Origin of the sequence: Pluralibacter gergoviae ATCC 33028 = NBRC 105706, assembly GCF_001598855.1 — a bacterium.
Taxonomy (GTDB): Bacteria; Pseudomonadota; Gammaproteobacteria; order Enterobacterales; family Enterobacteriaceae; genus Pluralibacter; species Pluralibacter gergoviae.
Genome location: NZ_BCZS01000003.1, coordinates 13,383 through 37,554 on the forward strand (window position 1 = coordinate 13,383; position 24,172 = coordinate 37,554).

At 57.2% G+C, this 24,172-nt stretch carries 25 protein-coding genes, 1 tRNA gene and 2 pseudogenes; 16 read left to right on the top strand and 12 right to left on the bottom strand.

Annotated elements, in window-relative coordinates:
• Window positions 1-159: 159 nt before the first annotated feature.
• On the top strand, window positions 160-1,701 hold the full coding sequence (gene tyrR / locus ENGE1_RS04310; protein ID WP_045288952.1) for a transcriptional regulator TyrR: 1,542 nt from the start codon (window positions 160-162) through the stop codon (window positions 1,699-1,701).
• Entirely contained in the window at window positions 1,694-2,761 is a 1,068-nt protein-coding gene (locus tag ENGE1_RS04315; RefSeq protein WP_048252557.1) for an AbrB family transcriptional regulator, read from the top strand. The genes tyrR and ENGE1_RS04315 overlap by 8 nt, the downstream gene beginning before the upstream one ends.
• Window positions 2,762-2,783: 22 nt before the next feature.
• On the opposite strand, the gene tpx is transcribed toward ENGE1_RS04315, so the two are convergent.
• Entirely contained in the window at window positions 2,784-3,290 is a 507-nt protein-coding gene (tpx, locus tag ENGE1_RS04320; RefSeq protein WP_043084287.1) for a thiol peroxidase, read from the bottom strand.
• Window positions 3,291-3,390: 100 nt separating this feature from the next.
• Between tpx and ycjG the strand changes: the two genes are divergently transcribed.
• Entirely contained in the window at window positions 3,391-4,356 is a 966-nt protein-coding gene (gene ycjG / locus ENGE1_RS04325; RefSeq protein ID WP_048252558.1) for an L-Ala-D/L-Glu epimerase, read from the top strand.
• On the opposite strand, the gene mpaA is transcribed toward ycjG, so the two are convergent.
• Complete coding sequence (gene mpaA, locus ENGE1_RS04330; RefSeq protein WP_043084285.1) at window positions 4,353-5,066, bottom strand: murein tripeptide amidase MpaA; 714 nt, start codon at window positions 5,064-5,066, stop codon at window positions 4,353-4,355. The genes ycjG and mpaA overlap by 4 nt on opposite strands.
• A gap of 203 nt (window positions 5,067-5,269) precedes the next feature.
• On the opposite strand from mpaA, the gene ENGE1_RS04335 reads away from it, so the two are divergent.
• A complete protein-coding gene (locus ENGE1_RS04335) occupies window positions 5,270-6,886 on the top strand; it encodes a peptide ABC transporter substrate-binding protein (protein ID WP_048252559.1) in 1,617 nt (538 codons plus the stop codon).
• 71 nt (window positions 6,887-6,957) lie between these two features.
• Here ENGE1_RS04335 and ENGE1_RS04340 read toward each other — a convergent pair whose 3' ends face one another.
• On the bottom strand, window positions 6,958-7,248 hold the full coding sequence (locus tag ENGE1_RS04340; RefSeq protein ID WP_043084281.1) for a YdgH/BhsA/McbA family protein: 291 nt from the start codon (window positions 7,246-7,248) through the stop codon (window positions 6,958-6,960).
• A 152-nt stretch (window positions 7,249-7,400) separates the two neighbouring features.
• Window positions 7,401-9,473 carry a putative bifunctional diguanylate cyclase/phosphodiesterase gene (locus ENGE1_RS04345; RefSeq protein ID WP_048252560.1) on the bottom strand — a complete coding sequence of 691 codons (2,073 nt, stop codon included), beginning with the start codon at window positions 9,471-9,473 and terminating at the stop codon, window positions 7,401-7,403.
• A 695-nt stretch (window positions 9,474-10,168) separates the two neighbouring features.
• Between ENGE1_RS04345 and ENGE1_RS29555 the strand changes: the two genes are divergently transcribed.
• The 3 genes from ENGE1_RS29555 to ynaL all read left to right on the top strand — a co-directional run bounded on the left by ENGE1_RS29555 (window position 10,169) and on the right by ynaL (window position 12,458).
• Window positions 10,169-10,864: a methyl-accepting chemotaxis protein gene (locus ENGE1_RS29555; protein ID WP_437247583.1), complete on the top strand. Its 696-nt coding sequence runs from the start codon at window positions 10,169-10,171 to the stop codon at window positions 10,862-10,864.
• A gap of 198 nt (window positions 10,865-11,062) precedes the next feature.
• The gene (zntB, locus tag ENGE1_RS04355) at window positions 11,063-12,046 is read left to right on the top strand and encodes a zinc transporter ZntB (protein ID WP_043084276.1); all 984 of its coding nucleotides are present in this window, start codon (window positions 11,063-11,065) and stop codon (window positions 12,044-12,046) included.
• 265 nt (window positions 12,047-12,311) lie between these two features.
• On the top strand, window positions 12,312-12,458 hold the full coding sequence (gene ynaL / locus ENGE1_RS28330) for a proline-rich small protein YnaL (protein WP_155407593.1): 147 nt from the start codon (window positions 12,312-12,314) through the stop codon (window positions 12,456-12,458).
• A gap of 50 nt (window positions 12,459-12,508) precedes the next feature.
• On the opposite strand, the gene ttcA is transcribed toward ynaL, so the two are convergent.
• The 5 genes from ttcA to ENGE1_RS04380 form a co-directional block, all read right to left on the bottom strand.
• On the bottom strand, window positions 12,509-13,444 hold the full coding sequence (gene ttcA, locus ENGE1_RS04360; RefSeq protein WP_048252562.1) for a tRNA 2-thiocytidine(32) synthetase TtcA: 936 nt from the start codon (window positions 13,442-13,444) through the stop codon (window positions 12,509-12,511).
• A 49-nt stretch (window positions 13,445-13,493) separates the two neighbouring features.
• On the bottom strand, window positions 13,494-14,732 hold the full coding sequence (locus ENGE1_RS04365; protein ID WP_048252563.1) for a tyrosine-type recombinase/integrase: 1,239 nt from the start codon (window positions 14,730-14,732) through the stop codon (window positions 13,494-13,496).
• Window positions 14,733-14,734: 2 nt separating this feature from the next.
• On the bottom strand, window positions 14,735-14,950 hold the full coding sequence (gene xisR, locus ENGE1_RS04370) for an excisionase family protein (RefSeq protein WP_043084270.1): 216 nt from the start codon (window positions 14,948-14,950) through the stop codon (window positions 14,735-14,737).
• Between the two features lie 61 nt (window positions 14,951-15,011).
• Window positions 15,012-15,215 (bottom strand): hypothetical protein, encoded by a 204-nt coding sequence (locus ENGE1_RS04375; protein ID WP_043084268.1) that lies wholly within the window; start codon window positions 15,213-15,215, stop codon window positions 15,012-15,014.
• Window positions 15,216-15,273: 58 nt separating this feature from the next.
• Complete coding sequence (locus tag ENGE1_RS04380) at window positions 15,274-15,777, bottom strand: siphovirus Gp157 family protein (protein WP_043084266.1); 504 nt, start codon at window positions 15,775-15,777, stop codon at window positions 15,274-15,276.
• 348 nt (window positions 15,778-16,125) lie between these two features.
• Between ENGE1_RS04380 and ENGE1_RS26725 the strand changes: the two are divergent.
• Window positions 16,126-16,569: pseudogene (locus ENGE1_RS26725) on the top strand (antitermination protein Q); the annotation flags it as partial.
• 487 nt (window positions 16,570-17,056) lie between these two features.
• Window positions 17,057-17,794 (top strand): YnfC family lipoprotein, encoded by a 738-nt coding sequence (locus tag ENGE1_RS26735; protein ID WP_072065255.1) that lies wholly within the window; start codon window positions 17,057-17,059, stop codon window positions 17,792-17,794.
• Between the two features lie 613 nt (window positions 17,795-18,407).
• Here ENGE1_RS26735 and ENGE1_RS29475 read toward each other — a convergent pair.
• Both ENGE1_RS29475 and ENGE1_RS04385 read right to left on the bottom strand, forming a co-directional pair.
• Window positions 18,408-18,600 (bottom strand): annotated as a pseudogene (locus ENGE1_RS29475) (site-specific integrase); the annotation flags it as partial.
• A 98-nt stretch (window positions 18,601-18,698) separates the two neighbouring features.
• Entirely contained in the window at window positions 18,699-18,866 is a 168-nt protein-coding gene (locus tag ENGE1_RS04385) for a hypothetical protein (protein ID WP_043084265.1), read from the bottom strand.
• Between the two features lie 273 nt (window positions 18,867-19,139).
• Here ENGE1_RS04385 and ENGE1_RS04390 point away from each other — a divergent pair, with 273 nt between their 5' ends.
• The 6 genes from ENGE1_RS04390 to ENGE1_RS04415 all read left to right on the top strand — a co-directional run bounded on the left by ENGE1_RS04390 (window position 19,140) and on the right by ENGE1_RS04415 (window position 23,162).
• A complete protein-coding gene (locus tag ENGE1_RS04390) occupies window positions 19,140-19,766 on the top strand; it encodes a YagU family protein (protein WP_048252564.1) in 627 nt (208 codons plus the stop codon).
• Between the two features lie 186 nt (window positions 19,767-19,952).
• Complete coding sequence (locus ENGE1_RS04395; protein WP_043084263.1) at window positions 19,953-20,516, top strand: DUF1133 family protein; 564 nt, start codon at window positions 19,953-19,955, stop codon at window positions 20,514-20,516.
• A gap of 203 nt (window positions 20,517-20,719) precedes the next feature.
• Window positions 20,720-21,067: a phage holin, lambda family gene (locus ENGE1_RS04400; protein WP_048252565.1), complete on the top strand. Its 348-nt coding sequence runs from the start codon at window positions 20,720-20,722 to the stop codon at window positions 21,065-21,067.
• A gap of 102 nt (window positions 21,068-21,169) precedes the next feature.
• Window positions 21,170-22,015, top strand: a complete 846-nt coding sequence (locus ENGE1_RS04405) for a hypothetical protein (protein ID WP_048252566.1) — start codon at window positions 21,170-21,172, stop codon at window positions 22,013-22,015.
• 136 nt (window positions 22,016-22,151) lie between these two features.
• Window positions 22,152-22,227, top strand: a tRNA-Lys gene (locus ENGE1_RS04410).
• Window positions 22,228-22,388: 161 nt separating this feature from the next.
• Window positions 22,389-23,162 carry an N-acetylmuramoyl-L-alanine amidase gene (locus ENGE1_RS04415; protein ID WP_043084260.1) on the top strand — a complete coding sequence of 258 codons (774 nt, stop codon included), beginning with the start codon at window positions 22,389-22,391 and terminating at the stop codon, window positions 23,160-23,162.
• A 36-nt stretch (window positions 23,163-23,198) separates the two neighbouring features.
• On the opposite strand, the gene ENGE1_RS29160 is transcribed toward ENGE1_RS04415, so the two are convergent.
• Complete coding sequence (locus tag ENGE1_RS29160) at window positions 23,199-23,321, bottom strand: hypothetical protein (protein ID WP_255265516.1); 123 nt, start codon at window positions 23,319-23,321, stop codon at window positions 23,199-23,201.
• 202 nt (window positions 23,322-23,523) lie between these two features.
• On the opposite strand from ENGE1_RS29160, the gene ENGE1_RS04420 reads away from it, so the two are divergent.
• Entirely contained in the window at window positions 23,524-24,126 is a 603-nt protein-coding gene (locus ENGE1_RS04420; protein WP_048252749.1) for a hypothetical protein, read from the top strand.
• The last annotated feature ends 46 nt before the right edge of the window (window positions 24,127-24,172 follow it).

Sequence of the window (24,172 nt, forward strand, 5' to 3'; positions counted from 1 at the left end):
GCCGCCGGCGTGAACGCTTTGTGCTCTGAAGGCGCTTCTTTACGGCAAAGCGCCTGATTTTCCGCCATACTGTCAATAATTGTTGACAGTTATCTTCCCGTCTCCCGGGAACTGTCTTATCATCCACCTCGTCTTTGGCTCTTAAGGGTGATATTTCCCATGCGTCTTGAAGTGTTTTGTGAGGACCGCCTTGGTCTGACCCGTGAATTACTCGATTTGCTGGTCCTGCGCGGCATCGATCTGCGCGGCATCGATATCGATCCCGTTGGCCGAATCTACCTTAATTTTGCCGAGCTGGACTTCACCATCTTCAGCTCCCTGATGGCGGAAATCCGCCGCATTGCCGGCGTTACCGACGTACGCACCGTGCCGTGGATGCCCTCCGAGCGCGAACACCTGGCGCTTAGCGCGCTGCTGGAAGCGATGCCGGAGCCGGTGCTCTCCCTCGATACCCGCAGCAAAGTCGAAGTGGCTAATCCCGCCAGCTGCCAGCTGTTCGGCCAGAGCCAGAGCCGGCTGCTCAGCCACACGGCCGGTCAGCTGATCGGCGGATTCAATTTTCAGCGCTGGCTGGAGGATGCGCCCAGCGCGCCGCACAGCGAGCACGTGGTGATTAACGGGCAGAATTTCCTGATGGATCTCACACCGGTGGCGCTGGAGGGCGAGGGCGCCGCCCGGGTGTTTATGGGCGCGGTGGTGATGCTGCGCTCCACGCTGCGCATGGGCCGCCAGCTGCAGACCATGACCAGCCAGGATGTCAGCGCCTTCAGCCAGATAGTCGCCGTCAGCCCGCGTATGCGCCACGTCATTGACCAGGCCCGCAAGCTGGCGCTGCTTAACGCGCCGCTGCTGATCGTCGGCGAGACCGGCACCGGCAAGGACCAGCTGGCCCACGCCTGCCACCTCGCCAGTCCCCGGGCCGCGAAGCCGTGGATGGCCCTCAACTGCGCCTCTATTCCGGAAGACGCGGTAGAGAGCGAGCTGTTCGGCCACGCGCCGTCGGGTAAAAAGGGCTTTTTTGAGGAGGCCAACGGCGGCTCGGTGCTGCTGGACGAAATCGGCGAAATGTCGCCGGGCATGCAGACCAAGCTGCTGCGCTTTCTCAACGACGGCACTTTCCGCCGGGTCGGCGAGGAGCACGAGGTTCACGTGGACGTGCGGGTGATCTGCGCCACCCAGAAGAACCTGGTCGAGCTGGTGCAGAAGGGGCTGTTTCGCGAAGACCTCTATTATCGCCTCAACGTGCTGACGCTGAACCTGCCGCCGCTGCGCGATCGCCCGCAGGACATCATGCCGCTGACCGAACTGTTTATCGCCCGCTTTGCCGACGAGCAGGGGATTGCCAGGCCGAAGCTCTCGGCCGATCTGAATATGGTGCTGACCCGCTACGGCTGGCCGGGCAACGTGCGGCAGCTGAAAAACGCGGTTTACCGGGCGCTGACCCAGCTTGAGGGTTACGAACTGCGGGCGCAGGACATTCTGCTGCCGGACTACGATACCGCTTCGATGGCGGTGGGCGAGGACGCTATGGAGGGGTCGCTGGACGACATCACCCGCCGCTTCGAGCGCTCGGTGCTGACCCAGCTCTACCGCAGTTTTCCGAGTACCCGCAAGCTGGCGAAGCGGCTGGGCGTCTCGCACACCGCCATTGCCAACAAGCTGCGCGAGTACGGGCTGAATCAGAAAAAGAGCGATGAGTAAGGCGCCGGCGCAGTGGGGGCGTCTGCTGCTGCTGACGGCGGGGATATCGGCGGCGCTGCTCTGGTGCCATCTTCCGGCGGCGCTGCTGCTCGGGCCGATGATTGCCGGCATTATCTGCAGCCTGTGCGGCGCCAGCCTGCGCGTGCCGCGGCCCTGCTTTCTTGCCGCCCAGGCGGTTATCGGGGCGATGATTGCCGGGACGCTGTCGCCTTCGGTGTTCGGCGTCCTGCTGGCGGACTGGCCGGTGGTGCTCGGCGTGCTGCTGGCGACTCTCGGGGCCAGCGGTCTCGCCGGCTGGCTGCTGGTGCGCTACAGCGCGCTGCCGGGCGCCACCGGGGCCTGGGGCACCTCGCCCGGCGGCGCGTCGGCAATGGTGGCGATGGCCGAGGACTACGGCGCCGACGTGCGGCTGGTGGCCTTTATGCAGTACCTGCGGGTGCTGTTCGTGGCCGGCTCCGCGGCGCTGGTGGTGGGCCTTACCCTCGGCGGCGGGACGCAGAGCGCCGCTGCGCATATCGTCTGGTTTCCTTCCCTGAACGGCAATTTCGCGCTGACGCTGCTGCTGATCGCCGCCGCGGGCGCGCTGGGCAAAGTGAGCCGCTTTCCTTCCGGGGTGATGCTGCTGCCCATGCTCGCCGGCGCGGCGCTGCAGAGCGGCGGCTGGATGCAGATTGCGCTGCCCGAGTGGCTGCTGGCCCTGGCCTATCTGGCCATCGGCTGGAGCGTCGGGCTGCGCTTCAGCAGGCCCATCTTTCTTCTTGCCCTGAAAACGCTGCCGCAGATTGTCCTGTCTATCGTCGGCATGATCCTGCTCTGCGCCCTGATGGCGTGGGGCCTGACGTACGCGCTGGGAATGGACTACATGACGGCCTATCTGGCGACCAGCCCCGGCGGCATCGATACGGTGGCGATTATTGCGGCGGGCAGTCGGGCGGATATGTCGTTTATTATGGCGATGCAGACGCTGAGGCTGTTCAGCATATTGCTGGCGGGACCGCTGCTGGCGCGCTTTATTTCGCGCTATGCCGCACCGGGCGGGTGTCGGGAAAAGCTGTCCTGACCGGTGGCCAGGACAGTGATGATTACGCCTTCAGCGCGGCCAGCGCAGCGTCGTAATCCGGCTCGTTGGTAATTTCATCGACCAGCTGGCTGTAAACCACCTGGTCATTCTCATCAACCACTACCACCGCACGGGCGGTAAGGCCCTTCAGGGCACCGTCGGCAATGCCTACGCCGTACTGGCTCAGGAACTCCGGCGCGCGCAGGGTAGAGAGGGTGACGACGTTGCTCAGGCCTTCAGCGCCGCAGAAGCGGGACTGGGCGAACGGCAGGTCGGCGGAGATGCACAGCACTACGCTATTATCGATATCGTTAGCCAGCTGATTGAATTTGCGCACGGAAGCGGCGCAAACGCCGGTATCGATACTCGGGAAAATGTTCAATACTTTACGTTTACCAGCGAACTGGCTCAGCGCGACGTCGGAGAGATCTTTAGCCACCAGCGTAAAGGCCGGTGCTTTATCGCCTGACTGAGGGATGGCGCCCTGTACGGGTACGGGGTTGCCCTGAAAATGCACAGTTTGTGACATGATTATCTTCCTGTTTACATATAGTTAACGTCGTGGCTAGTGTAAGACATCAACCACAAACACGGCAAATGCTTTTAGCGTCTGTCTTAAGGAGCCGGGAATGAGAAGTGTAAGAGTGTTCGAAGAGGCCTGGCCGCTGCATTCGCCGTTCGTCATCGCCCGCGGCAGCCGGAGCGAGGCGAAGGTCGTCGTCGTTGAGCTGGACGATGACGGTATCAAGGGCGTCGGCGAGTGCACGCCCTATCTGCGCTACGGCGAAACGATCGCCTCGGTGATGGCCCAGATAATGAGCATCGGCGAACAGCTGGAGGCGGGCGCCGACCGTGCGCAGCTGCAGATGCTGCTGCCCGCCGGGGCCGCGCGCAATGCCGTGGACTGCGCGCTGTGGGATCTGGAAGCCCGCAGAAGAGGGCTGACGCTGGCAGCGCTGACCGGCGCGGCGCTGGCTCCGTCGCTGACCACCGCGCAGACGGTGGTTATCGGCACGCCGGAGCAGATGGCCTGCAGCGCCAGCGCGCTGTGGGACCGCGGCTCCCGCCTGCTGAAGGTCAAACTCGACGATCATCTTATCAGCGAGCGGATGGTGGCCATCCGCAGCGCGGTGCCGGAGGCGACGCTTATCGTCGATGCCAACGAATCTTGGCGCGGCGAAGGGCTGGCCTCCCGCTGCCAGCTGCTGGCCGACCTGGGCGTGGCGATGCTTGAGCAGCCCCTGCCGGTAGGCGAAGATGCGGCTCTCGGCCACTTTATTCATCCGCTGCCAATCTGCGCCGACGAGAGCTGCCACACCCGGGCGGATCTTGCCGGACTGCAGGGGCGCTACGAAATGGTCAACATCAAGCTGGATAAAACCGGCGGCCTGACCGAAGCGCTGGCGCTGGCGTCTGAGGCGCAGGCGCAGGGGTTCAGCCGGATGCTGGGCTGTATGCTCTGCACGTCGCGCGCCATTCGCGCCGCGCTGCCGCTGACGCCGGGCGTGCGCTTCGCCGATCTCGATGGCCCGACCTGGCTTGCGGTAGACGCCGAACCCGCCCTGCAGTTTGACGGCGGCACGCTGCATCTCTAATTCTCCGGGCGCCAGCGCAGCAGCCCGATCATCGCGGCAAGGTAGCTCTCGCTGGCTTCGTCTGAGGAGATAGGCGGAAACTCCGCCGTAATGCAGTGCAGGCCGATGTCGGCACACCAGCTGCCGAAAGAGCCCGGCGTGGCGTAGCCGACGCTGGTCACCAGCGGCAGCGAAAACGCGTCGGCCAGCCACTGGCCGAGCGGGCTCTGCTCAGGGTCTTCAATGCAGGCCAGCGGATCGTGAAAGGAGACCACCCAGGCCGGATGCGTCTTGTGGATCAGCTGGCACAGGGCCCGGGTTTCCGGTTCCGAGCCGGGCGCATCGCCGGTCAGCAGTACCACATCGCGGCTTTCTGCCGCACTGTTCCAGCGATAAACCGTCTCACCCGCCTTCCAGTTGGCGGCCGGGAAGTTGCGGTTCAGATCGACGCCGTTGGCATTCGCCCGCAGCCCCAGCTGACAGCCGTCCGGATTCACCGCCAGCACCACGTGGTGGCGGCGCAGTTCGGGCGACAGGGTGCGCAGGGCGCAGGAGAGGGTGACCACGGATGAATTTTCATCGCCGTGGGTGCCCGCAATGATCAGGCCGCTGTCGCGGCTTGCCTGCGGGGCGGGGAACCAGATAAGCGGCGCGCCCAGCAGGGAGCTGCCGTAGTGCTGCGTGCCCGGCGGAAATGCGCCGCGCTGCGTGCGGGGACGGGTGATGGACATAGCCATTTCCTGAACAGGGAGTCGTTGCAGGCAGTGTTGTGCAAAACCCGCCGGGAATCAAATGGTTTCCGGCGCGGTCATTTTTTTACGCCCGGGCCGATGGGACATCAAGTTTTTACCAGAAGTCATTTGCATTTAGACCTGGGCAAACAAATAATCATTCCACGCATCCGGCTGGGTTCCTCTGAAATCAAGGAGATCGCATGAAGTTATCTGTTTTACCGATTTGCTGCGCGCTGGCGCTGGGCGGCCTTTCTCCGCTCGCGCTGGCGGCGGACGTGCCGCCCGGCACCGCGCTGGCGCAGCAGCAGGTGCTGGTCCGCCATATTAAAGACGAACCCGCATCGCTCGATCCGGCCAAAGCGGTCGGCCTGCCGGAAATAGAGGTGATCCGCGATCTGTTTGAGGGGCTGGTCAATCAGGACAGCAAGGGCAATATTATTCCGGGCGTCGCCACCCGCTGGCAAAGCAACGATAACCGCATCTGGATCTTCACCCTGCGCAGCGACGCCAAATGGTCCGACGGCACGCCGGTCACGGCGCAGGACTTCGTCTACAGCTGGCGGCGGCTGGTGGATCCGAAAACCACCTCGCCGTTTGCCTGGTTTGCGGCGCTGGCGGGCATCAGCAACGCGCAAAATATCATCGACGGCAAAGCCGCGCCCGATACCCTCGGCGTGACGGCGGTCGATGCCCGCACCCTGCGGGTTCAGCTCGATAAGCCGCTGCCGTGGTTTGTCAATCTGACCGCTAACTTCTCGCTGTTTCCTGTGCAGAAGGCCAACGTCGAGAGCGACGCGAACTGGACCCGCCCCGGCAAGCTGGTGGGCAACGGCGCCTACGTGCTGAAAGAGCGGGTGGTTAACGAAAAGCTGGTCGCCGTGCTGAATGCCTCCTACTGGGATAACGCTAAAACGGTGATTAAGCAGGTGACCTTTGTGCCGATCAACCAGGAGTCAACGGCCACCAAGCGCTACCTGGCGGGAGATATCGACATTACCGAATCCTTCCCGAAAAATCAGTATCATCAACTGCTCAAGCAGCTGCCGGGGCAGGTGTTCACGCCGCCGCAGCTCGGCACCTACTATTACGCGTTCAACACCCGCAAAGGGCCGACCGCCGATGCCCGCGTGCGCCTGGCGCTGAGCATGACGATCGATCGGCGCATCATGGCGGAGAAGGTGCTCGGCACCGGCGAGAAACCGGCGTGGCGCTTTACGCCGGACGTCACCGCGGGCTTTACCCCGCAGCCGTCGCCGATGGAGGGCATGAGCCAGGATGAGCTGAATGCGCAGGCCAAAACGCTGCTGCAGGCCGCGGGCTACGGTCCCAACCGTCCGCTGAAGCTGACGCTGCTGTACAACACCTCTGAGAACCATCAGAAAATCGCCATTGCCGTGGCCTCAATGTGGAAGAAGAACCTCGGCGTTGACGTCAAGCTGCAGAACCAGGAGTGGAAAACCTATATCGACAGCCGCAACACCGGCAATTTCGACGTGATCCGCGCTTCGTGGGTCGGCGATTACAATGAGCCGTCAACCTTCCTGTCGCTGCTGACCTCGACCCACAGCGGCAACATTTCGCGCTTCAGCAATCCGGCTTACGATAAGGTGATCAACCAGGCCACGCTGGAATCCACGGAGCAGGCCCGCAACGCCGACTACAACGAGGCGGAGAAGATTATTGCGACCGAAGCGCCGATTGCGCCGATTTACCAGTACACTAACGGCCGGCTGATTAAACCCTATCTGAAGGGCTACCCGATCGACAATCCGGAAGATGTCGCTTATAGCCGGACGATGTACATAATTAAACATTAAGCCGGCAGTTAATTAGCACGCTAAATAAAAAACCACGCATTTGCGTGGTTTTTAAATATTTGCGGTAGTGATTATTTGTTGGCGTCTTTATAGACTTCAGCAATTGCCTCGAAATTAGGACCGTGCTGGCGGCCGGCGATAACGCGGTAGTAAGTTCCGCCTTTTTCATCGGCTTTTTTAGACAGCGCGTCATGCAGATCGCTCGGTGAAGAGACGGCCCCGCCCGTTTGAGATACTGATACCGTGCCCAATTTAACCAGTTTAAAGTGATCGACTTCCTGCTGCGAGATTTGCTGTGCGGCAATCGCGCCAAAAGAGAACACTGACGCCAGCAGAGAAGTTGCCAGGACTAATTTTTTCATTTAAGAGCATCCTTGTTAGGTTGACGAGAGTTTTTTGCCTTAGCAATGGCAATTGTAGAATAAAAAAGAATAAAGTTGTTTGCGCGAGTTAAAAATATTTAACTTTTCATGCAAAAATATGTTTTCTAAACATTCGCCGTCGCCCGGAGCCTTTATTGGCCTTTTTCGGCACGCAGTTGTGCCAGCAGCTGGGGGATCTCGCCGGCAGGCATCGGCTCGGCAAACAGGAATCCCTGGAGATACCCGCAGCCAAGTTGAGTCATCAGCTGGCGCTGCTCCTCCGTTTCAACCCCTTCAGCGACAACGCGCATATTCATGGACTGCGCAATGTCGATAATCGTCGAGACAATCTTGACGTTCTTACCGCTTTCGCGCAGGTCGCGGACGAAGCTTTTATCAATTTTTAACTCCCGGGCCGGGAGGTTTCTCAGAGAGAGCATATTGGAGAAGCCGGTGCCGAAATCATCAATGGAAATCCTCACGCCGAGCTGATTAAAGGCATTCATCACGCTGATGCTGTGGGCGATATCCCTCAGGGCGGTGCTTTCGGTGAGTTCGATGATGAGCCGCGACGGCGCAACGGCATAGTGCGACAGCGCGCCGGAGACGATAGCGTAGATATCGTGCTGCTCAAACTGCGTGGCGGAAAGGTTGATGGAGAGGCTCCAGCTACCGTAGCCCTCCGCCTGCCACTGGCGAAGCTGCATACAGGCGCGGTCGATGATCCAGCTGCCGACGGGAATGATAAGTCCGGTACTTTCGAGGGTTTCAAGAAACAGCTCCGGCAGCAAAAGACCGCGGGTAGGGTGGCGCCAGCGCAGCAGGGCTTCAAAGCCGCTTATTTCTGCACTGCCGGCGCGGTACACGGGCTGATACCAGAGTTCAAACTGCTCTCTCTCCAGCGCCAGAGTAAGGTCCTGAAGAAAGCCGGCGGCATTGTGTATCTTGTTCATCATATCGGGATGGTAAAACATCCAGCCGTTGCGCCCCTGCTGCTTAACGTTATACATCGCGGTATCGGCCTTGAGCTTTAGCGCCTGCAGCGTTGCGCCGTGCTCGGGCCAGAGGCTTATTCCGACGCTCAGGGAGACCTGCAAAAGCTGGCGGCCTTCATAGAACGGGCGGCGAATGGTATCTACCATGCGGGCGGCCAGATCCTCCATTTCACCTGCATCGGTTTCCGGTACCAGCAGAATAAACTCGTCGCCGCCCAGCCGCGCCAGAGTCATTCCGGGGCGCAGGCAGGCGCGAAGGCGCGTCGTTACCGCCACCAGCAGCTGGTCGCCGACGTGGTGCCCCCAGGCGTCGTTCACCAGCTTGAAGCGATCCAGATCCATAAACACTACCGCAAAGGTGCGTCGGGTGCTCTGCGCCTGCTGGAGACACTCTTCCATGCACCTGTCGATATGGCTGCGGTTCGCAAGGCCGGTCAGGCCGTCGAAGCGCGCCTGCTGCTCCAGCTGCTGGTTAAGCTGGAGCAGGTTATCCGTCAGGCGGCTGGTGCGCTGCTGCGAATCGATCATCGAGATGATCAGCATGATGCCGAGGATGGCAAGGGTCACGGCCGACACCCAGATGGAGAGGCCGGCTTCGCTGATGCCGCTGACCGCCGTATGCATACTGCCGGTGAAGGTGGCAGCGCTCATGCCGGTATAGTGCATTGCGGCAATGGCGCATCCCATGACCACGGCCGCCAGCAGCCGGTTGACGATGATCCGCTTACTCTGGCGACGCAGGCTGAAGGCGAGCCACAGGCCTGCGCCGGAGGCCGCAACGGCAATCAGCGCCGAGAGCGCAATCAGGGCATAATTCCAGCGGATACCGTCGTGGATCATCAGCGCCGACATGCCTACGTAGTGCATAGTGACCACGCCGCTGCTGAGGATAGCGGTCGCCAGCATCAGGCGGCGGGCCGACAGCCGTTCGCCCTGCATGGCGATGTTGATGGAAAGGGTGGACGCGAACATGGCCACCAGCAGCGAGAAGACGGTGATCGGCAGATCGTAATGCATCACCATCGGCATCTTCATCGCCAGCATGCCGATGAAGTGCATCGACCAGATACCCAGCCCGAGGGTAACGCCGCCGGCCAGGCGCCAGAAAAGGGCCGCCCGTAAGCCGGCGGAAACCATTCTGGCTGCGCTGTCGAGGGCCACAAAGGAAGCCACAAACGACACTAAAATCGATATGCCAATGAGTACCGGATCCCAGGAGACGTACAGCATTAAGTCATCCACATTGGTAAAATTTTGTTGCGCTAATGTAACAGATGACCTGGGAAAGATACCACTCAAAGCGCGGCTATTGCCGCTCATTTTTGCTGCAGGCAGCGCGCGGTGAAAAAGTATTTCCTGCTTTCTAAAATAAAACTGCCGCGCGGATAGGGTGAATCTCTTTTTCTCGCCGTCTGCCAATTGCAAAGGCGCTAACGGCTGCTATAACCCTGTAATCTGCATATGTATCTGCGAGTAAAAAAATGCTTCGGGATATGAGTGTCCGTACTTTGATGATTGCCTACCTGGCCTGCGCATTCGCCGCCATTGATATTGCCTGCCTGATCGTGTCTGCCGATGCCGCGCTGCTGATTATGCTTAACACTGCCTGGCTAATTGTGCTGACGCTGCTGTGGATCTATTTAACCCGCTACCTGGTGCGGCCCATCAATGCGGTTAAAGAGAGTATTGATGAGGTTAACCGCGGTAACCTTACCGTTTCAATCCCGCACTTTGGCAATAACTGCGCCGGTAAGCTAATCCCGGGCATTAATGCGCTGGCGCGCAGCATCTCTATGCTGGTTGGCGAAATCCGCGACACCTCCGGCGAGGCGATGGCGCTGTCGGGGCTGCTGGCGAGTCAAAGCGCCGATCTGGCGGTAAAAAGTGAGCAGCAGTCCGCTACCCTTATCGAGACCGCCGCCAGCATGGAGGAGATAGCGGCAGGGACCAAAAACAGCGCCGACAATACCCGCCTTGCCACCGCGCGGGCCGGCGAGGCGACCGCCTGCGCCAGCCGCGGCGGGCAGCTGATGAATAACGTTGCCGCCAACATGCAGTCGATCACCGACAGCGCCCGGCAGATGGCCGAGATCATCTCGCTTATCGACAGCATCGCCTTTCAGACCAACATCCTGGCACTGAACGCCGCCGTCGAAGCGGCGAGGGCGGGTGAGCAGGGAAAAGGCTTCTCGGTGGTGGCGGGGGAAGTCCGCACGCTGGCGCATCGCAGCGCTGAAGCGGCGAAAAATATTAAGCAGCTTATTACCGTGACGCAGACGAATGTCACCGAAGGCGCAGAGGTCGTGGCCCGGGCCGAAGAGAATATGCGGCAGATTGTCGCAGGCTCGCAGCAGTTGAGCGCGCTGATGGAGGAAGTTGCCTGCGCAACGCTCCAGCAGGAGCGGGGTATTTCGCAGATAACCCTGGCGCTGGGTGAGCTGGAGCGCGTGACCCAGAGCAACGTGACGATGGTTGATGCGCTGGCCGGATCCTCCGCCACGCTTAAAAATCAGGTGCTGAGTCTACAGCAGCGGACCGCAGGCTTCCGGCTGGCCGCTGATTCACCCGCAGCGGCGCGTGGCGAAAGGCGTCTGGTGACGCGACAGCCGCTTGATGCCTGATTACCTGCCGCCGGACCCGCCGCCAGCGCGGGCCGGTTATCGTTAACTGCCGTTAACGATTTTTCCATTGTGCCCCTGGCGGCGCCTGCTGATAATGTGACTATAATCAATAAATTCAGCGTGATGACCCCCATGGCTGCTGCTCACCGATCCGATCAGCCTGGGCGTATTGCGTAACTCAACGTTTATGGAGGCACCGTGGAAGCCATTAAAGGGAGCGATGTCAATGTGCCGGACGCCGTGTTCGCGTGGCTGCTGGACGGTAAGGGCGGGGTAAAACCGCTTCAGGACAGCGATGTTATTGATAAAGATAATCCGTGCTGGCTGCATCTGAACTACACCCATCCCGACAGCGCCCGCTGGCTGGAGAGTACTCCGCTGCTGCCCAACACCGTGCGCGATGCGCTGGCCGGCGACAGCCTGCGTCCCCGGGTTACGCGCATGGGCGACGGGACGCTGATTACGCTGCGCTGCATCAACGGCAGCACCGATGAGCGGCCGGACCAGCTGGTTGCCATGCGGGTCTACGTCGACGAGCGGCTTATTGTCTCCACCCGCCAGCGTAAGGTGCTCGCCCTCGATGATATCGTTAAGGATCTGGAAGAGGGCACCGGGCCCACCGACATCGGCGGCTGGCTGGTGGACGTCTGCGATGCGCTGACCGACCACGCCAGCGAGTTTATTGAAGAGCTGCACGACAAGATTATCGATCTGGAGGACAATCTGCTGGACCAGCAGGTGCCCCAGCGCGGCCTGCTGGCGCTGCTGCGCAAGCAGCTTATCGTGATGCGCCGCTATATGGCGCCGCAGCGCGACGTCTACGCCCGCATCTCCAGCGAAAGGCTGCCGTGGATGAATGACGACCAGCGCCGGCGGATGCAGGATATCGCCGACCGTCTCGGACGCGGGCTGGACGAAATAGACGCCTGCATTGCCAGAACGGACGTGATGGCGGACGAAGTCGCGCAGCTGATGCAGGAGTCGCTGACCCGCAGGAGCTACACCATGTCGCTGATGGCAATGGTATTTCTGCCCAGCACTTTCCTGACCGGACTGTTCGGCGTCAACCTCGGCGGCATTCCCGGCGGCGCGTGGCGGTTTGGCTTCTCGCTGTTCTGCTTTGGGTTAGTGGTACTGATTGTTGGTGTTATCTGGTGGTTACACCGCAGTAAATGGTTGTAAAAAAATCACTTTCAGGTGCGGGATTACGAATGAAATGCGGCAATAATTGAGCAAAATCAAGAAACCTTCTACCCATTCAGGGCAATATCTCTCTCGCAGGTGAATGCAACGTCAAGCGATGGGCGTTGCGCTCCATATTGTCTTACTTCCTTTTTTGAATTACTGCATAGCACAATTGATTCGTACGACGCCGACTTAACTAAGTCGGCTTTTTTTTGTCCAGCTTCTACCCTTAAGGGAGATACCCGCAAGCGTGGAGGCAGCGATGACAGCAGTTAATGTACGGCAAATGAGCGATCTTCCCACCGATCCGGTGCCGGTACCAGACCCGATACCAAGGCCCCAGCCGATACCGGACCCGCCGGCCGATCCCGATCCGCATCCGATCATCGACCCGCCGCCGCACCGCTAACGGCAGGCAAAAAAAGCCCTCCGTGCGGAGGGCTCTCGCCGGACGGCGGCTTACTTAATCTCGAGCACATCAAGACGGTGTGCAGCAGGATCGTGCTCGTCCTCTTCCGGCTGCCAGCCGACGGGATTGAGCGGGATCTCTTCGCGGTCAAAGGCCAGGTCACCGCCGTTTACCACTTCCGACCCGTGGTGTAGCCCTTTAAAATCAAACAGTTCTGTATCGCACAGGTGCGACGGGACGACGTTTTGCATGGCGCTGAACATGGTTTCGATGCGCCCCGGATAGCGCTTATCCCAGTCGCGCAGCATATCGCCAATCACCTGGCGCTGCAGGTTCGGCTGCGACCCGCAGAGATTGCACGGAATAATAGGGAACGCCTTCGCCTGAGCGAAGCGCTCAATGTCCTTCTCGCGGCAGTAGGCCAGCGGACGAATAACGATGTGCTTGCCGTCATCGCTCATCAGCTTCGGCGGCATCCCCTTCATTTTTCCGCCGTAGAACATATTGAGGAACAGCGTCTGCAAAATATCGTCCCGGTGGTGCCCCAGCGCAATCTTGGTGGCGCCAAGCTCGGTGGCAGTGCGGTAGAGAATGCCGCGGCGCAGGCGGGAGCAGAGCGAGCAGGTGGTTTTCCCCTCCGGGATCTTCTCTTTTACGATGCCGTAGGTATTCTCTTCGACGATTTTGTACTCGACGCCCAGCGCGTCCAGGTACGCCGGCAGAATGTGCTCCGGGAAGCCCGGCTGCTTCTGATCGAGATTCACCGCCACCAGGCTGAAGTTAACCGGCGCGCTCTGCTGCAGATTGCGTAAAATCTCCAGCATGGTGTAGCTGTCTTTCCCGCCGGAGAGGCAGACCATAATGCGGTCGCCCTCTTCAATCATATTGAAGTCGGCAATCGCCTCGCCGACGTTGCGGCGCAGGCGCTTCTGGAGTTTATTGATGTTGTACTGCTCTTTTTTGTTAACTTGCTGATTTTCTTGCATTATTCACTATCTCAAAAACCAAAAGGGGCATATAAGGGGCAAACTTTTGTCAGAGCGCCAGCTTATTGTTCAGCATCGACACCTGATCGCCGTTAAGCTCTTCAATCCATGCGCCATAGACCTCATAGACCATTTGCGCGTTCTCATGCCCCATCTGGCTTGCAATAAAAGAGGGGTTTGCGCCGGCCGACAGCAGCCAGCAGGCAAAAGTATGCCGCGTATGGTACGGATTCCGGCGGCGAATGCCAGCACGTTTTACCGCGGCGTTCCACCTGTCACCTATACTGGATACGTTATAATAGGGTTTCTGAACTCCTTTACGCACCCGGGGAATAAAAACAAAGCGCAACCTCTGCCGTTCGGTTTTACCGTACTCCCGGTGATGGAAGAGGATTTCGCTCCTGGGTTGCAGGGCTGTCAGCTCCCGCTGCGCCTTAAGTGCTTCCAGCGCCGGCTCAAGAAGCTTTATTTTCCTTATGCCGGCATCCGTTTTTGGCGGCCCGAACGTTCCGATCCCCGTCAGATTACGTCTGACCTCGACGGTGCCTTCCTCAAAATTGACATCTTCCCATGCCAGCGCGGCCAGTTCACCATGACGCAGGCCGGAGTAAATGGCAAATTTCCACAAATTCTGGCTTTGACCTTTCTCGCTGTTCATTAGCTCCTGAAACTCATTTTTGGTCAGCGGATCTGGCTTTGCTCTTGTCTTCTGCAGCTTGCGAACGCCTTCGAACGGCGTGTTTCTGATGTATCCTGAGTGATGCGCGAACCGTAACATAGTGCACAGCAGCGAAATATAATTCTCTACGGTGCGCACGGTTCTCCCGACTTTATTGCCCCTGCTGGCATTCCGGTAATTGGTTTCACCACTCAGCAATTCGTTGCGATAATTAAGAATATCGCTGTGCCGAATACTTGCGATTGGGGTGTTAGAGTTCACGATAAGCTTGAGTGTTCCTATCTGAAAGCCTGTCTTGCGCAGCGTGTTGGCTGCTAACTCAGTCTCCTTCACTTTCAACCAAAGAGTGCACAGATCTTCAAAAGTCCGCACCGATGTGGTTGTGACTACCTTTGTCCCTTTTTTTGATTCCGGGAAGCGCTGCTGATAGTCGAATTCGCCCAGGTTTATTTCACTGAGGATCAGCGCGCGGAGATTGCCAGCCTTTTTGATATTGGCTGGCGTTATCAGCCAGCCCTTGAGGATCTCACGACATCTCTTACCGCGGTACATAAACCAGATACAGATGCTTTTACCTCTTATTTCAACACCTGTTGGTAGTGATGCCATAACTATGAATCCTGAATAAATTTATTGATCTTTGGGTAGTTACACCAGGTGGTACCCCGCTTACTGGCTGAGTTACCCTTGGAAGAAACCCTCTTGAAGTGAACTCCCTCCACCCAGCACTCCAGCCGGTAGTTCTCAATCTGCCGCGGCCCGAGCCCTGTCAATGTAGTGAGACCCTGCTCAACTACCCACTCAACGTTGAAATGAACTTGAGACATATTCACCTCTTAGCGGGAGGAATTATCAGTACACCTCCCGCAATAAACTGATTACCAAAATTCACTTTGCCAGCTTCCGCATGCACATGATGCGCCGCTGAGCGATCAGGCCAACGCCGATGGCTGTCTTCTGCATCCCGGCGAGGAATCCAAGCTCTGTCAGTGCCCGGCGCCATAGACCTCGCTTTTCCTGATCGACAATCAGGGCCTCTTTTCTGGCGATCATCGACAAGGTGAAGCGCGTCCGGCTCAAAAAAAAGCACATTGCTTTTCCCGCTGGCGCCATAAGCTTCTACGGAATTTTTAGCCATACCCGATCCCCCTTATCTGACCTGAAGAGTTTCGGCGCCAACTTCAAGGTGCGCGCCCTTAACTTCAGTGCCGGCCTCGATCGCCGCTTTAATTGTATTCTTATCCGGGGCTACGACGGTCACTACGCTTACCAACTCGTCGGGGCGTTGATTCTCGTCGTCAATAATCACCGACAGCGATCCCTCGCGGACGGTGAGCGTGTTGCGCTCAGTTTTAAATGACTTCAGTTCGGCAGCCTGCATGCACTTCAGGATGTAGCCCTTGAGGTTTTTGGCCTGACCCTCAAATGACTTTTTGCGGTCGCTAAGGCGCGCTGCTTCTTCTGCTACGGTTTTTGCCTGGCCCTCAAGGTTACGCACCAGTGACATGATGCCGTCGAACTTGTCGCCCAGCGCCAACTCCTCTCCCTCGATGGTGTCGGCGATGTCCTCCGGGGAAAATTCCCCGGCCTCAACGAGCGCCAGCAGCTTGTTCATGTTGGCGGCGATGGCGATTGCGGTAGTGTTCTGGCTCATGCTGATTGCTCCTGTTCGGATGTTTTATCAAGCTCACTCACTCTCTGCTCTACGGCGCGATGTAGGGCCAGGAGCCGTTTTTTCAGATACTCGTCAAACTCGACGTCGGCTTTTGCCTTAGCGTCCTTGCGGTATACGTCAACCTCTCGGGTGATGGTGCTGTAAACACCTTTAGCCTCATTTGGTGTTACCGCAGTGCGAATAACCTCAAGATTGCGTTCGATTCGCTCATCCAGTTCTTTGCGAATGCGAATGATATCTCCGGCTCTATCCGACGCATTTGAAAGGACAAATGCGGTCGCGTTGTCTTTGCGATATTCGGCATCATCGAACAGGCCAAGATAGATAACGAAAGTGCAGATAGTGAGAAAAGTCTTTTATCCGTGGGGCCGCCCTCCATACTGGGCCAGCAAATCCCGCGTTGCTCGCCCTTCTGACTGGGAACACTGGAGGGAAGTTGAGCAGACAGTACCGGCAAAATGCGAAACCTGCGACGGGAAGGGGATAATCACCGCACGCTGCCGTTGCGGTGGCAGGGGGGAGGTGCTCGATCGCAAGGCTACGAAAGAGACGGGGGCCCCTGTTTTCAAAACCTGCGAGCGTTGCTCTGGCGGCGGCTTCACCTCGATCAAATCGGCAAACGTTCATCGGGCTGTACAGGGCCGCGTACCAGGATTGCACCAGTCATCCTGGTCACGCAACTGGAAGCCGTTCTATGAGGGGCTGGTGGATACGCTTCACAAGGGTGAGAGGCAAGCAGCAGCGGAATTTGAGAAAGCGACCTCTTACTGAAAATATCGGATCATATAGCGACATTTTTTGCATGTTCGTGTTGACTTTGCATAAAATTGCCCTGTATGATTCTAATCATGGATACTTGCATCCAAATGAAACTAACTAAAAACCCTGCCGTCCGGCAGGGTTTTTACTCTTCGTAAGGGCCATATGTCCCACTCATCATCAAGAAAAAAGGTACTGGACTCGACTCTACCACTTACCTCCCGGGCTTCGCATGCAAGAAGTTGCGTCAACCATGTAGCCAATCGCGTTGGCATGACGAGAGAAGCACTTATGATTAAAATCGAGAATGACACTGGCATTAACTTGGAATGCCCACGCACGGAAGATGAGTTACTGAAAGCGTATCATCACTTTGAATCACTTTGAGTTAGCCAGCTATAAATAACACTCGGCAGTGTGGGTTTTTGCTTTTGACAGTAGAACTATCCTTCGAAGAGTCATAAAATGGTTAAATACCAGACGAATCTGAGGGAACAGTATGAAGCCATTAATTTTATTCTCCGCCATTTCTTGCTTCTTTTTATCAGCCCATGCGGCGGCAGTTGTGCAATTCAAGCCTGCGGTGCTTAATGCCTCGCTTTTATTTAATTATGACCCCGTTCTCGGTGATGTTAAAAGTAGCCTGCAATGGATTAGAAGTAGTGACGGTTCGTTAATAGCCGTTGTCGACATTACCTACGATCGAAATGGGTGTTTCACGAGCATTGATATTAGTAAAAAAGTGAGCAGTGAAGGAATCCATATTGAAAACAAAAATGGCGTAATAAGTTCAGTTAAGAAAAAAGACTCGAAAGAGAAAACGTTAAATATAACTGGCAAAGTTAATAGTAGGTGTGAAATTACCGAGTTGAATGATGATACAGGATCATACCTCCTGAGTTATAACGTTCGTGGTTTGTTAGAAACAGTGACGGATCGGCGTAATGGGGTTCTCAAGGAGCGGTATGAATATGGTCACGGACAATTTCCGATACGTTATAAAAACTATAAAGATAATAAAGAACGTCGATACCATTATCCACAACCAAGTGAGCAATTTCTGGATTGGGATGTCGCCTTTTCATCGTCTAAGTACGCATTCTGGCAAAAAATAAGTTGTAGCTATGGGGATGAAGGGAATGCAGAGCAATGTATAATGATCACTGCTTATGATCCTAATTATCGGAAGAGCCCAATTGTTTGGTATAGCGGACACCGCAATTACTATTATAAATAACTCTGATTTATAAATCTTACAGGCTCGCTTCGGCGGGCCTTTCTATTTTCAGGCCCCGGGAACAATCATCGACGTGTGCTGTTGTTAATCCAGCCCGGAGGCCTGAACCCATTTATCATCGAGTTCGGTGTCCGCCTGGACGGTCACTTCTGAGAAAAGGCATTTACACAGAATGGTGTACAGGCTCCCTTGATGTGGTATCTAATTCTGACACCACAATTCGGGTGTCGTTCATTCTTGGCGGGGTCGTAAACTACACAAATAAATTTACATTCCAGTTCCCTAATAATTATACCAATGCGAAAATACAGCTCACCGCCAGCTCTGATGGTGTCGTACTAGGCCCGGATGTTGTTACTGGTAATACGTCGCTGGGAACAGCGTCAGCGTACTGGAAAAACGCCTACCTTGCGAATGCCCCGATAATAGTATCAGATGCTGAGTATAAGGATAATATCAGGCGCGTTATCGGAGATGACGAGGCTGAAAAATTGGGTAGCTTGCTGATTTTCTTGCATTATTCGCTATCTCTGACACCGCGCGACTACGAGCGCGGCAGCGCGTTGCCGCCTTTCGCCCGGTTGGCGATAAAGGGTGTTCCGCGCGGGCGCCGCGCGCCGGCCGGTAAAGTATGCCGCGTATGGTACGGATTCCGGCGGCGAATGCCAGCACGTTTTACGTCAGGGGGCATCTGGCGGCGATGCCCGACGCGCTGTAATAGGGTTTTGGAATGCTTTGCGCGCTCCGGGTATAAAAACAAAGCGCAGCCCCTGCCGTTCGGTCTTAACGTATTCCCGGTGATAGAAGAGGGTAGTTCTATCGTAAAACCCGCCCCGGCGGGTTTTTGCGTTAATGGCTATTACTGTATCCGTTCGCGATTTTTTGCTGAGTGACCTGCGAACTCTCACGCTTCTTCATCTTTCTTAAAATGCTTGACGGCTTCGTCGTACAAGGACATCAGCTCAGAGATACTGGAAGAGTAGACCGGAACACGCTGAGCCCTGACTAACTCAATGATCAGCGCGTAAGCAGCATCTTCCGGAACATCTTTTGGATTTATCAGACCAGACATAAAACCTCCTTTTTACTGTGGTAAATACAGCCTACTCTGGTCACCAGGACTTCACATCCTGATAAATGATCAGTGCCTTCTGCAGTTGGCCTTTTATGTCCACAGGAAGCAGACCGCGCGTCCGCAGGGCATATCATCCTTCTCACCTAGCAAATCCAGTTGAAAAAATTTCCGCATCCGACAAATGCTAATAGTGATCTAAATCAAAATGATAATCATCCAACTTAAGGAATATTAAGGAACTGTAAATATTCTTCTAAGTGGTGGTTTTTTATGGCGTTAAAAGACTTTTTTGTACAGACGGAGCCGCACAGGCGGCACTACGGCGTCGCGCTATTCGTTGGGCTCGTGTCCGGTATCGTTTCGGCCTTTGTGAAGTGGGGCGCCGAGGTCCCGCTGCCGCCGCGCAGCCCGGTGGACATCTTCACCGGCGCATGCGGGCCGGAAGCCCTGATCCGCGCCGCCGGGCAGATCGACTGCTCGCGGAATTTCCTCAATCCGCCCTACATTTTTCTGCGGGACTGGCTGGGATTAGCAGACCCGAACGCTGCGGTCTATACCTTCGCCGGGCACGTGTTCAACTGGGTTGGCGTAACGCATATCGTCTTCTCCGTCGTCTTCGCCGTGGGCTATTGCGTGGTTGCCGAAATTTTCCCGAAGATCAAGCTCTGGCAGGGGCTGCTTGCCGGCGCGCTGGCGCAGCTTTTTGTCCACATGATTTCATTCCCGCTGATGGGCCTCACGCCGCCGCTTTTCGAACTGCCGTGGTATGAGAACGTCTCTGAGATAGTGGGCCACCTGGTCTGGTTCTGGTCCATCGAGATCATTCGCCGCGACTTGCGCAACAGGATCACCCGCGAGCCGGACGCTGAGGTTCCCCTGAGTTCTGCCCTCCGATAAGCCGCACGGTACGTATCTGAAGCCCGCCGGCCCACCGCGCGGGCTTTTCAATTCCCGGCGTTGCCGTTTTCATCTTCTGACGGCAGGTTAATCCGATAAGCCGCCCGGATAATGTTATGACATTGATCATTTTATGCCGCAAGTATACTGTATATATGTACAGCTAATTGCATGGAGGTAGCAACAATGATCTATCCGACCGCCAGTAAAGAGAGGGCCAGCGCCGCCCGCCTAGGGCCGCTCGAAAGCGCCATGGTCCAGGGCCGGTTAAAAATGTGGGGCCGCTGGTCGTACATTGGCGGCGGCCATACCGGCAACATTTTTAACCAGCTGCTGAGGTCCGGCCCGCTGACCCGTAAATCCATCGGAGAGGTTCTGCAGCGTCTGCTGGACGCCGGCGTCAGCGAGGCGGAACTGGAGGCCTTTCTCGGCGAGATGGCCCGCGGGCGCTATAAAAGTCCGCTCGCCCACTGCAGCGATAGCGAAGGGCTGCTGGTCGATCGCACGGTGGCCGAGACGCTGCGCGGCAGCCCGGCGCTGATCGCGCTGCTGCAGCAGCGCTACTGCGGCAGGGGCAAAAGCAAGCGCGCGATGGCCCAGGCGCTGCATCTGCGCCACCCGGAGTGGAGCCTGCCAACCTGCAGAAACCGCATTGACAGCTGGCTGGCGACGGCAGAATATCTGCTCTACCGCCCGCTGTGCGCGGCGTTTGGCCTCGATCCGCTTCGCCTGGGCGACGGCGACGCGTAAATTTTTCACCAAAAAACTATTGTATATTTATCCAGTATCTGCTGTAATCACTCTATCCTTCGCAAAGCTGTATCGCGGGGTGATGAATCTTAAAACCCGCCACCGCGCGGGTTTTTGCTTTTCTGAACCCGCTCATTCTGCTTATCCGCAGCGGCACAGCGCCTTTCTCTCACAATCAACATGATTAAACCCGGAGGAGAAAGATGATCTCTTTAGCCATTGCGCCCGTCTGGGACGCCGTCAGGGAGACGGCGGCCTGCTGGTGGCGCGGCGAGGTACCCGCCGGCGGCGTGATTATGGCGGCGGCAATGGCCGTACTGCGTATGAGCTATTTTGGCCACCGGCGGCGGGATATCGTTCTGGAAGGCCTGCTGTGCGCTGCGCTGGCACTGTGCGCCTATTCCGCCATTGATTATCTGCACGTGCCGAAAATGCTGACGGTCGCCATCGGCGGGCTGATTGGCTTTATTGGCGTTAAAACAATCAGGGCCTGGCTTTCGCATTATCTCAGCAGGCGTCTGGGCGCGGGGCAGGATCCGGATAATAAATAGGGGAATTAGAGGAGGTGCAAAGACCATTACGACGTTTTAATTGTGCAGTCATCATGCCCCGCATTCGCGGGGCTTTTTTATTCCGTCAAAGAGGATATTTCTATGTGTATTCATCATGGGCAAAAAGCGATATTTGGCGACGGCAAGCAGTACGCCCTGCCGCACGTATTTGTTAATCCCGATCAGCTGCAGACCTTTATTAACCAGATGACGGCCGTCTTTGACGGCACGGCAGATCCGATAAGCGATATCAATCTGGCGGCGGTGCCGGCCGAGATGCAGTTCAGCGATATTTACACCGCCATCGGCGCCTTTTCGGCCCAGGCCTATAAGGACGGTAAACCGCCGTACCCAATGGGGCAGGAGAGCGTCGGCGTGGCGGTGCGGGATATGGACAACGCGGTGCGGGTTGCCGAGGAGCACGGAGTGAAGATCCTCGCCCGCTGGGAGGTAATGGGCAACCAGGAGGCGATGACCGAGTGGCTGGACGGCCTGCGCATTCAGTTTTACGCCTATGCCGGCACGCCGCCCGAGATCGCCGTTCGCGAGTCGGTGTCGAATACCCGCTATTATCTCACGCCCCGCGCGGCCGAAAGGTTCATTAAAACCTTCCTGGCGGTGACCGGCGGTCGGATCGTTGGTGATGCGCGCCATGCGGGTGAGGAGGTGGGCCTGCCGGGTGAGTCGTTCCACCGGGTGTGGCTCGCTTCATCGGCGGGACTGTTCAACGTCATTATTCTCAGCGACGCCCAGCGGGCGCGCCTGGCCTCGCCGTGGCGCGATATAAAAACCGACTTCGTGGTTGACGATCTGGCGAAAGTCATCGCCCTGGCGCAAGCCAGTCAGGTGTCGGTACTGGTGCCGCCAGAGGCAGGCCACTCGCGCCATCCCCGCGCGGTGCTGGAATTTACCGGCGGCTACGTGATTGCGCTGCGCCAGAAGGCGTGACCTGAACAGAGAACAGGCGGAATAGCGGCGGAAAGGGGTTTTTATGCCCCTGGGCTATGAGGGAGCCTGGCTTATGCCAGAACGATCTTGCGCCGACGTGCCGGCAGGCGTAAAGTCCTTGTCGCACAAACGGCGTGGGCTGTTAGCTCAGCTGGTAGAGCAGTTGACTCTTAATCAATTGGTCGCGGGTTCGAACCCCTCACAGCCCACCACTCCTTCCTGTGTCGCTCTCCGCTTACTCTCATTGTATCGACATTCAATACCCACAGCGTGCTCCGGTTTTTAACCTCCGTAACCTGTTGCACAATCGCTGTGGAAAAAATCACCGGCCCCGCCTCCGCCAGCGGCGCGGGACCGATCAAGGAGAAGCGTTATGTACCAGATTGATTACAACTCTTACCGTTCCGTGAAGGGCTACAGCCGCCGGGTGCGGTTTCTCGTGATGCACTACACGGCGGTGGATTTTGCCACCTCCGCGCGCCTGCTCTCCGGCGACGGCGGCGCCAGCGCCCACTACCTGGTGCCCGACCCGACGGACCAGACCTATATTGATGCCGGTTTTAACGATCTGCGCATTTTTAATCTGGTTGATGAAAGCGAGCGCGCGTGGCACGCGGGCGTCAGCAGCTGGGCAGGCCGCAGCAATCTTAACGATACCGCCATCGGCATCGAGATTGTTAATCTCGCCTCGGATGAAACCGGGGAGTTCGTCTTTCCGCCGTTTAACGAGGAGCAGATTGCCGCCGTCAAGCAGCTGGCGCTGAATATCGTGCAGCGCTATCCGGATATGACGCCGGTCAATATTGTGGCCCACTCGGACATCTCGCCGGGGCGCAAAAGCGATCCCGGCGCGGCGTTCCCGTGGAAGGAGTTCTACGATCTGGGCATCGGGGCGTGGTATGACGAAGAGACCCGTGATAAATACTGCAAGCAGTTCAGCGGCGGCGGTATTCCTGAAAAAGCAGATATTGTCGCCAGGCTCGGCACCTACGGCTACAGCACTGCGGAGGCCGGTACAGATGAGGGCTATCGGGCGCTGGTGCGCGCTTTTCAGCTCCACTTCCGCCAGCAGAAGTATGACGGCGCGGTCGATATAGAGACGGCCGCCATTCTCTATGCGCTGGTGGAGAAATACTTCCCCGCCTGAGTCAATAAAGGGCCCTGACCCCGCGTCAGGGCCCGCTTAAAAACCGATGCCGGTGCTGACCCCGACGTGCCCGCTTGATGAACCGCCGGACGCGCCAACGCTGGTTCCCGCGCAGCCTGCTATTTGCAGCAGCGCTGCGATAAAAATTACTCTCATCATCTTTTGCCTCTTCAAAATACCCGGCATGAGTATGCCTGATAATAACCCCGCGCTAAACTCCGGCTTCGGACCATTATTCCATCTTACGAGTTGTACGATAAATCGCTGAAATTCGCCGCTATTGCCGTAACAAGCACAAAGTGAATAAGGAAGTCTGAGTCAGCCACTATAATGCTGATTTTGTATGATTCACGTGGTTGTAATGTCGCTATTTAAACACTTTCTTTTTTTTGTCGTGGCCTGTTTCGGGCCGGTTCTCACCGTATTTTGCCTGTGGCTGGATCTTAATTTCTTCCGCGATACGGTTACTGAAATCTCGGTGACTGAAATTGTCCAGGAGCTGGTTCTGGCTGCCGTTATGGTTATCCATTTTGTTCTGGCCAAAAAGTACGTCCCGCTGCGCCTGTGCAATATTCTGATTGGTGGCCTGTTCCTCGCTATGCTTATCCGCGAACTTGATGCCGTCTTTGATACGATTTCGCACGGCTGCTGGGTCTGGTTTGCCTTAACAACGTCGGTTATTGCGCTTATCTGGCCCGTCGCGAAGTGGAAAACAACCGTCGCGCAGCTTGAGCAGTATGCGCAGACCCCCGGCTACGGCATGATGCTGGCGGGGCTGATGACGATCCTCGTCTTCTCGCGCCTGCTGGGCATGGGCGAGCTGTGGAACTTTATTCTGCAGGACGGCTTCGTGCGGGAGGCGAAAAACGCCGTTGAAGAGGGGTGTGAAATGTACGGCTACATGCTGTGCCTGACGGCGACCCTCGGCTATAGCTTCCAGCTACGCAGGATTGCTGCCGCCTGAGGTGAAAAACGGCCCGGCGCCATGCCGGGCCGTTTGCTCTGCGGCG

Coding starts and splice junctions, on each gene's coding strand:
- tyrR (WP_045288952.1), top strand. CDS start 160: ATGCGTCTTGAAGTGTTTTGTGAGGACCGCCTTGGTCTGACCCGTGAA.
- ENGE1_RS04315 (WP_048252557.1), top strand. CDS start 1,694: ATGAGTAAGGCGCCGGCGCAGTGGGGGCGTCTGCTGCTGCTGACGGCG.
- tpx (WP_043084287.1), bottom strand. CDS start 3,290: ATGTCACAAACTGTGCATTTTCAGGGCAACCCCGTACCCGTACAGGGC.
- ycjG (WP_048252558.1), top strand. CDS start 3,391: ATGAGAAGTGTAAGAGTGTTCGAAGAGGCCTGGCCGCTGCATTCGCCG.
- mpaA (WP_043084285.1), bottom strand. CDS start 5,066: ATGTCCATCACCCGTCCCCGCACGCAGCGCGGCGCATTTCCGCCGGGC.
- ENGE1_RS04335 (WP_048252559.1), top strand. CDS start 5,270: ATGAAGTTATCTGTTTTACCGATTTGCTGCGCGCTGGCGCTGGGCGGC.
- ENGE1_RS04340 (WP_043084281.1), bottom strand. CDS start 7,248: ATGAAAAAATTAGTCCTGGCAACTTCTCTGCTGGCGTCAGTGTTCTCT.
- ENGE1_RS04345 (WP_048252560.1), bottom strand. CDS start 9,473: ATGCTGTACGTCTCCTGGGATCCGGTACTCATTGGCATATCGATTTTA.
- ENGE1_RS29555 (WP_437247583.1), top strand. CDS start 10,169: ATGGAGGAGATAGCGGCAGGGACCAAAAACAGCGCCGACAATACCCGC.
- ynaL (WP_155407593.1), top strand. CDS start 12,312: ATGACAGCAGTTAATGTACGGCAAATGAGCGATCTTCCCACCGATCCG.
- ttcA (WP_048252562.1), bottom strand. CDS start 13,444: ATGCAAGAAAATCAGCAAGTTAACAAAAAAGAGCAGTACAACATCAAT.
- ENGE1_RS04365 (WP_048252563.1), bottom strand. CDS start 14,732: ATGGCATCACTACCAACAGGTGTTGAAATAAGAGGTAAAAGCATCTGT.
- xisR (WP_043084270.1), bottom strand. CDS start 14,950: ATGTCTCAAGTTCATTTCAACGTTGAGTGGGTAGTTGAGCAGGGTCTC.
- ENGE1_RS04375 (WP_043084268.1), bottom strand. CDS start 15,215: ATGTGCTTTTTTTTGAGCCGGACGCGCTTCACCTTGTCGATGATCGCC.
- ENGE1_RS04380 (WP_043084266.1), bottom strand. CDS start 15,777: ATGAGCCAGAACACTACCGCAATCGCCATCGCCGCCAACATGAACAAG.
- ENGE1_RS26735 (WP_072065255.1), top strand. CDS start 17,057: ATGAAGCCATTAATTTTATTCTCCGCCATTTCTTGCTTCTTTTTATCA.
- ENGE1_RS04385 (WP_043084265.1), bottom strand. CDS start 18,866: ATGTCTGGTCTGATAAATCCAAAAGATGTTCCGGAAGATGCTGCTTAC.
- ENGE1_RS04390 (WP_048252564.1), top strand. CDS start 19,140: ATGGCGTTAAAAGACTTTTTTGTACAGACGGAGCCGCACAGGCGGCAC.
- ENGE1_RS04395 (WP_043084263.1), top strand. CDS start 19,953: ATGATCTATCCGACCGCCAGTAAAGAGAGGGCCAGCGCCGCCCGCCTA.
- ENGE1_RS04400 (WP_048252565.1), top strand. CDS start 20,720: ATGATCTCTTTAGCCATTGCGCCCGTCTGGGACGCCGTCAGGGAGACG.
- ENGE1_RS04405 (WP_048252566.1), top strand. CDS start 21,170: ATGTGTATTCATCATGGGCAAAAAGCGATATTTGGCGACGGCAAGCAG.
- ENGE1_RS04415 (WP_043084260.1), top strand. CDS start 22,389: ATGTACCAGATTGATTACAACTCTTACCGTTCCGTGAAGGGCTACAGC.
- ENGE1_RS29160 (WP_255265516.1), bottom strand. CDS start 23,321: ATGATGAGAGTAATTTTTATCGCAGCGCTGCTGCAAATAGCAGGCTGC.
- ENGE1_RS04420 (WP_048252749.1), top strand. CDS start 23,524: ATGTCGCTATTTAAACACTTTCTTTTTTTTGTCGTGGCCTGTTTCGGG.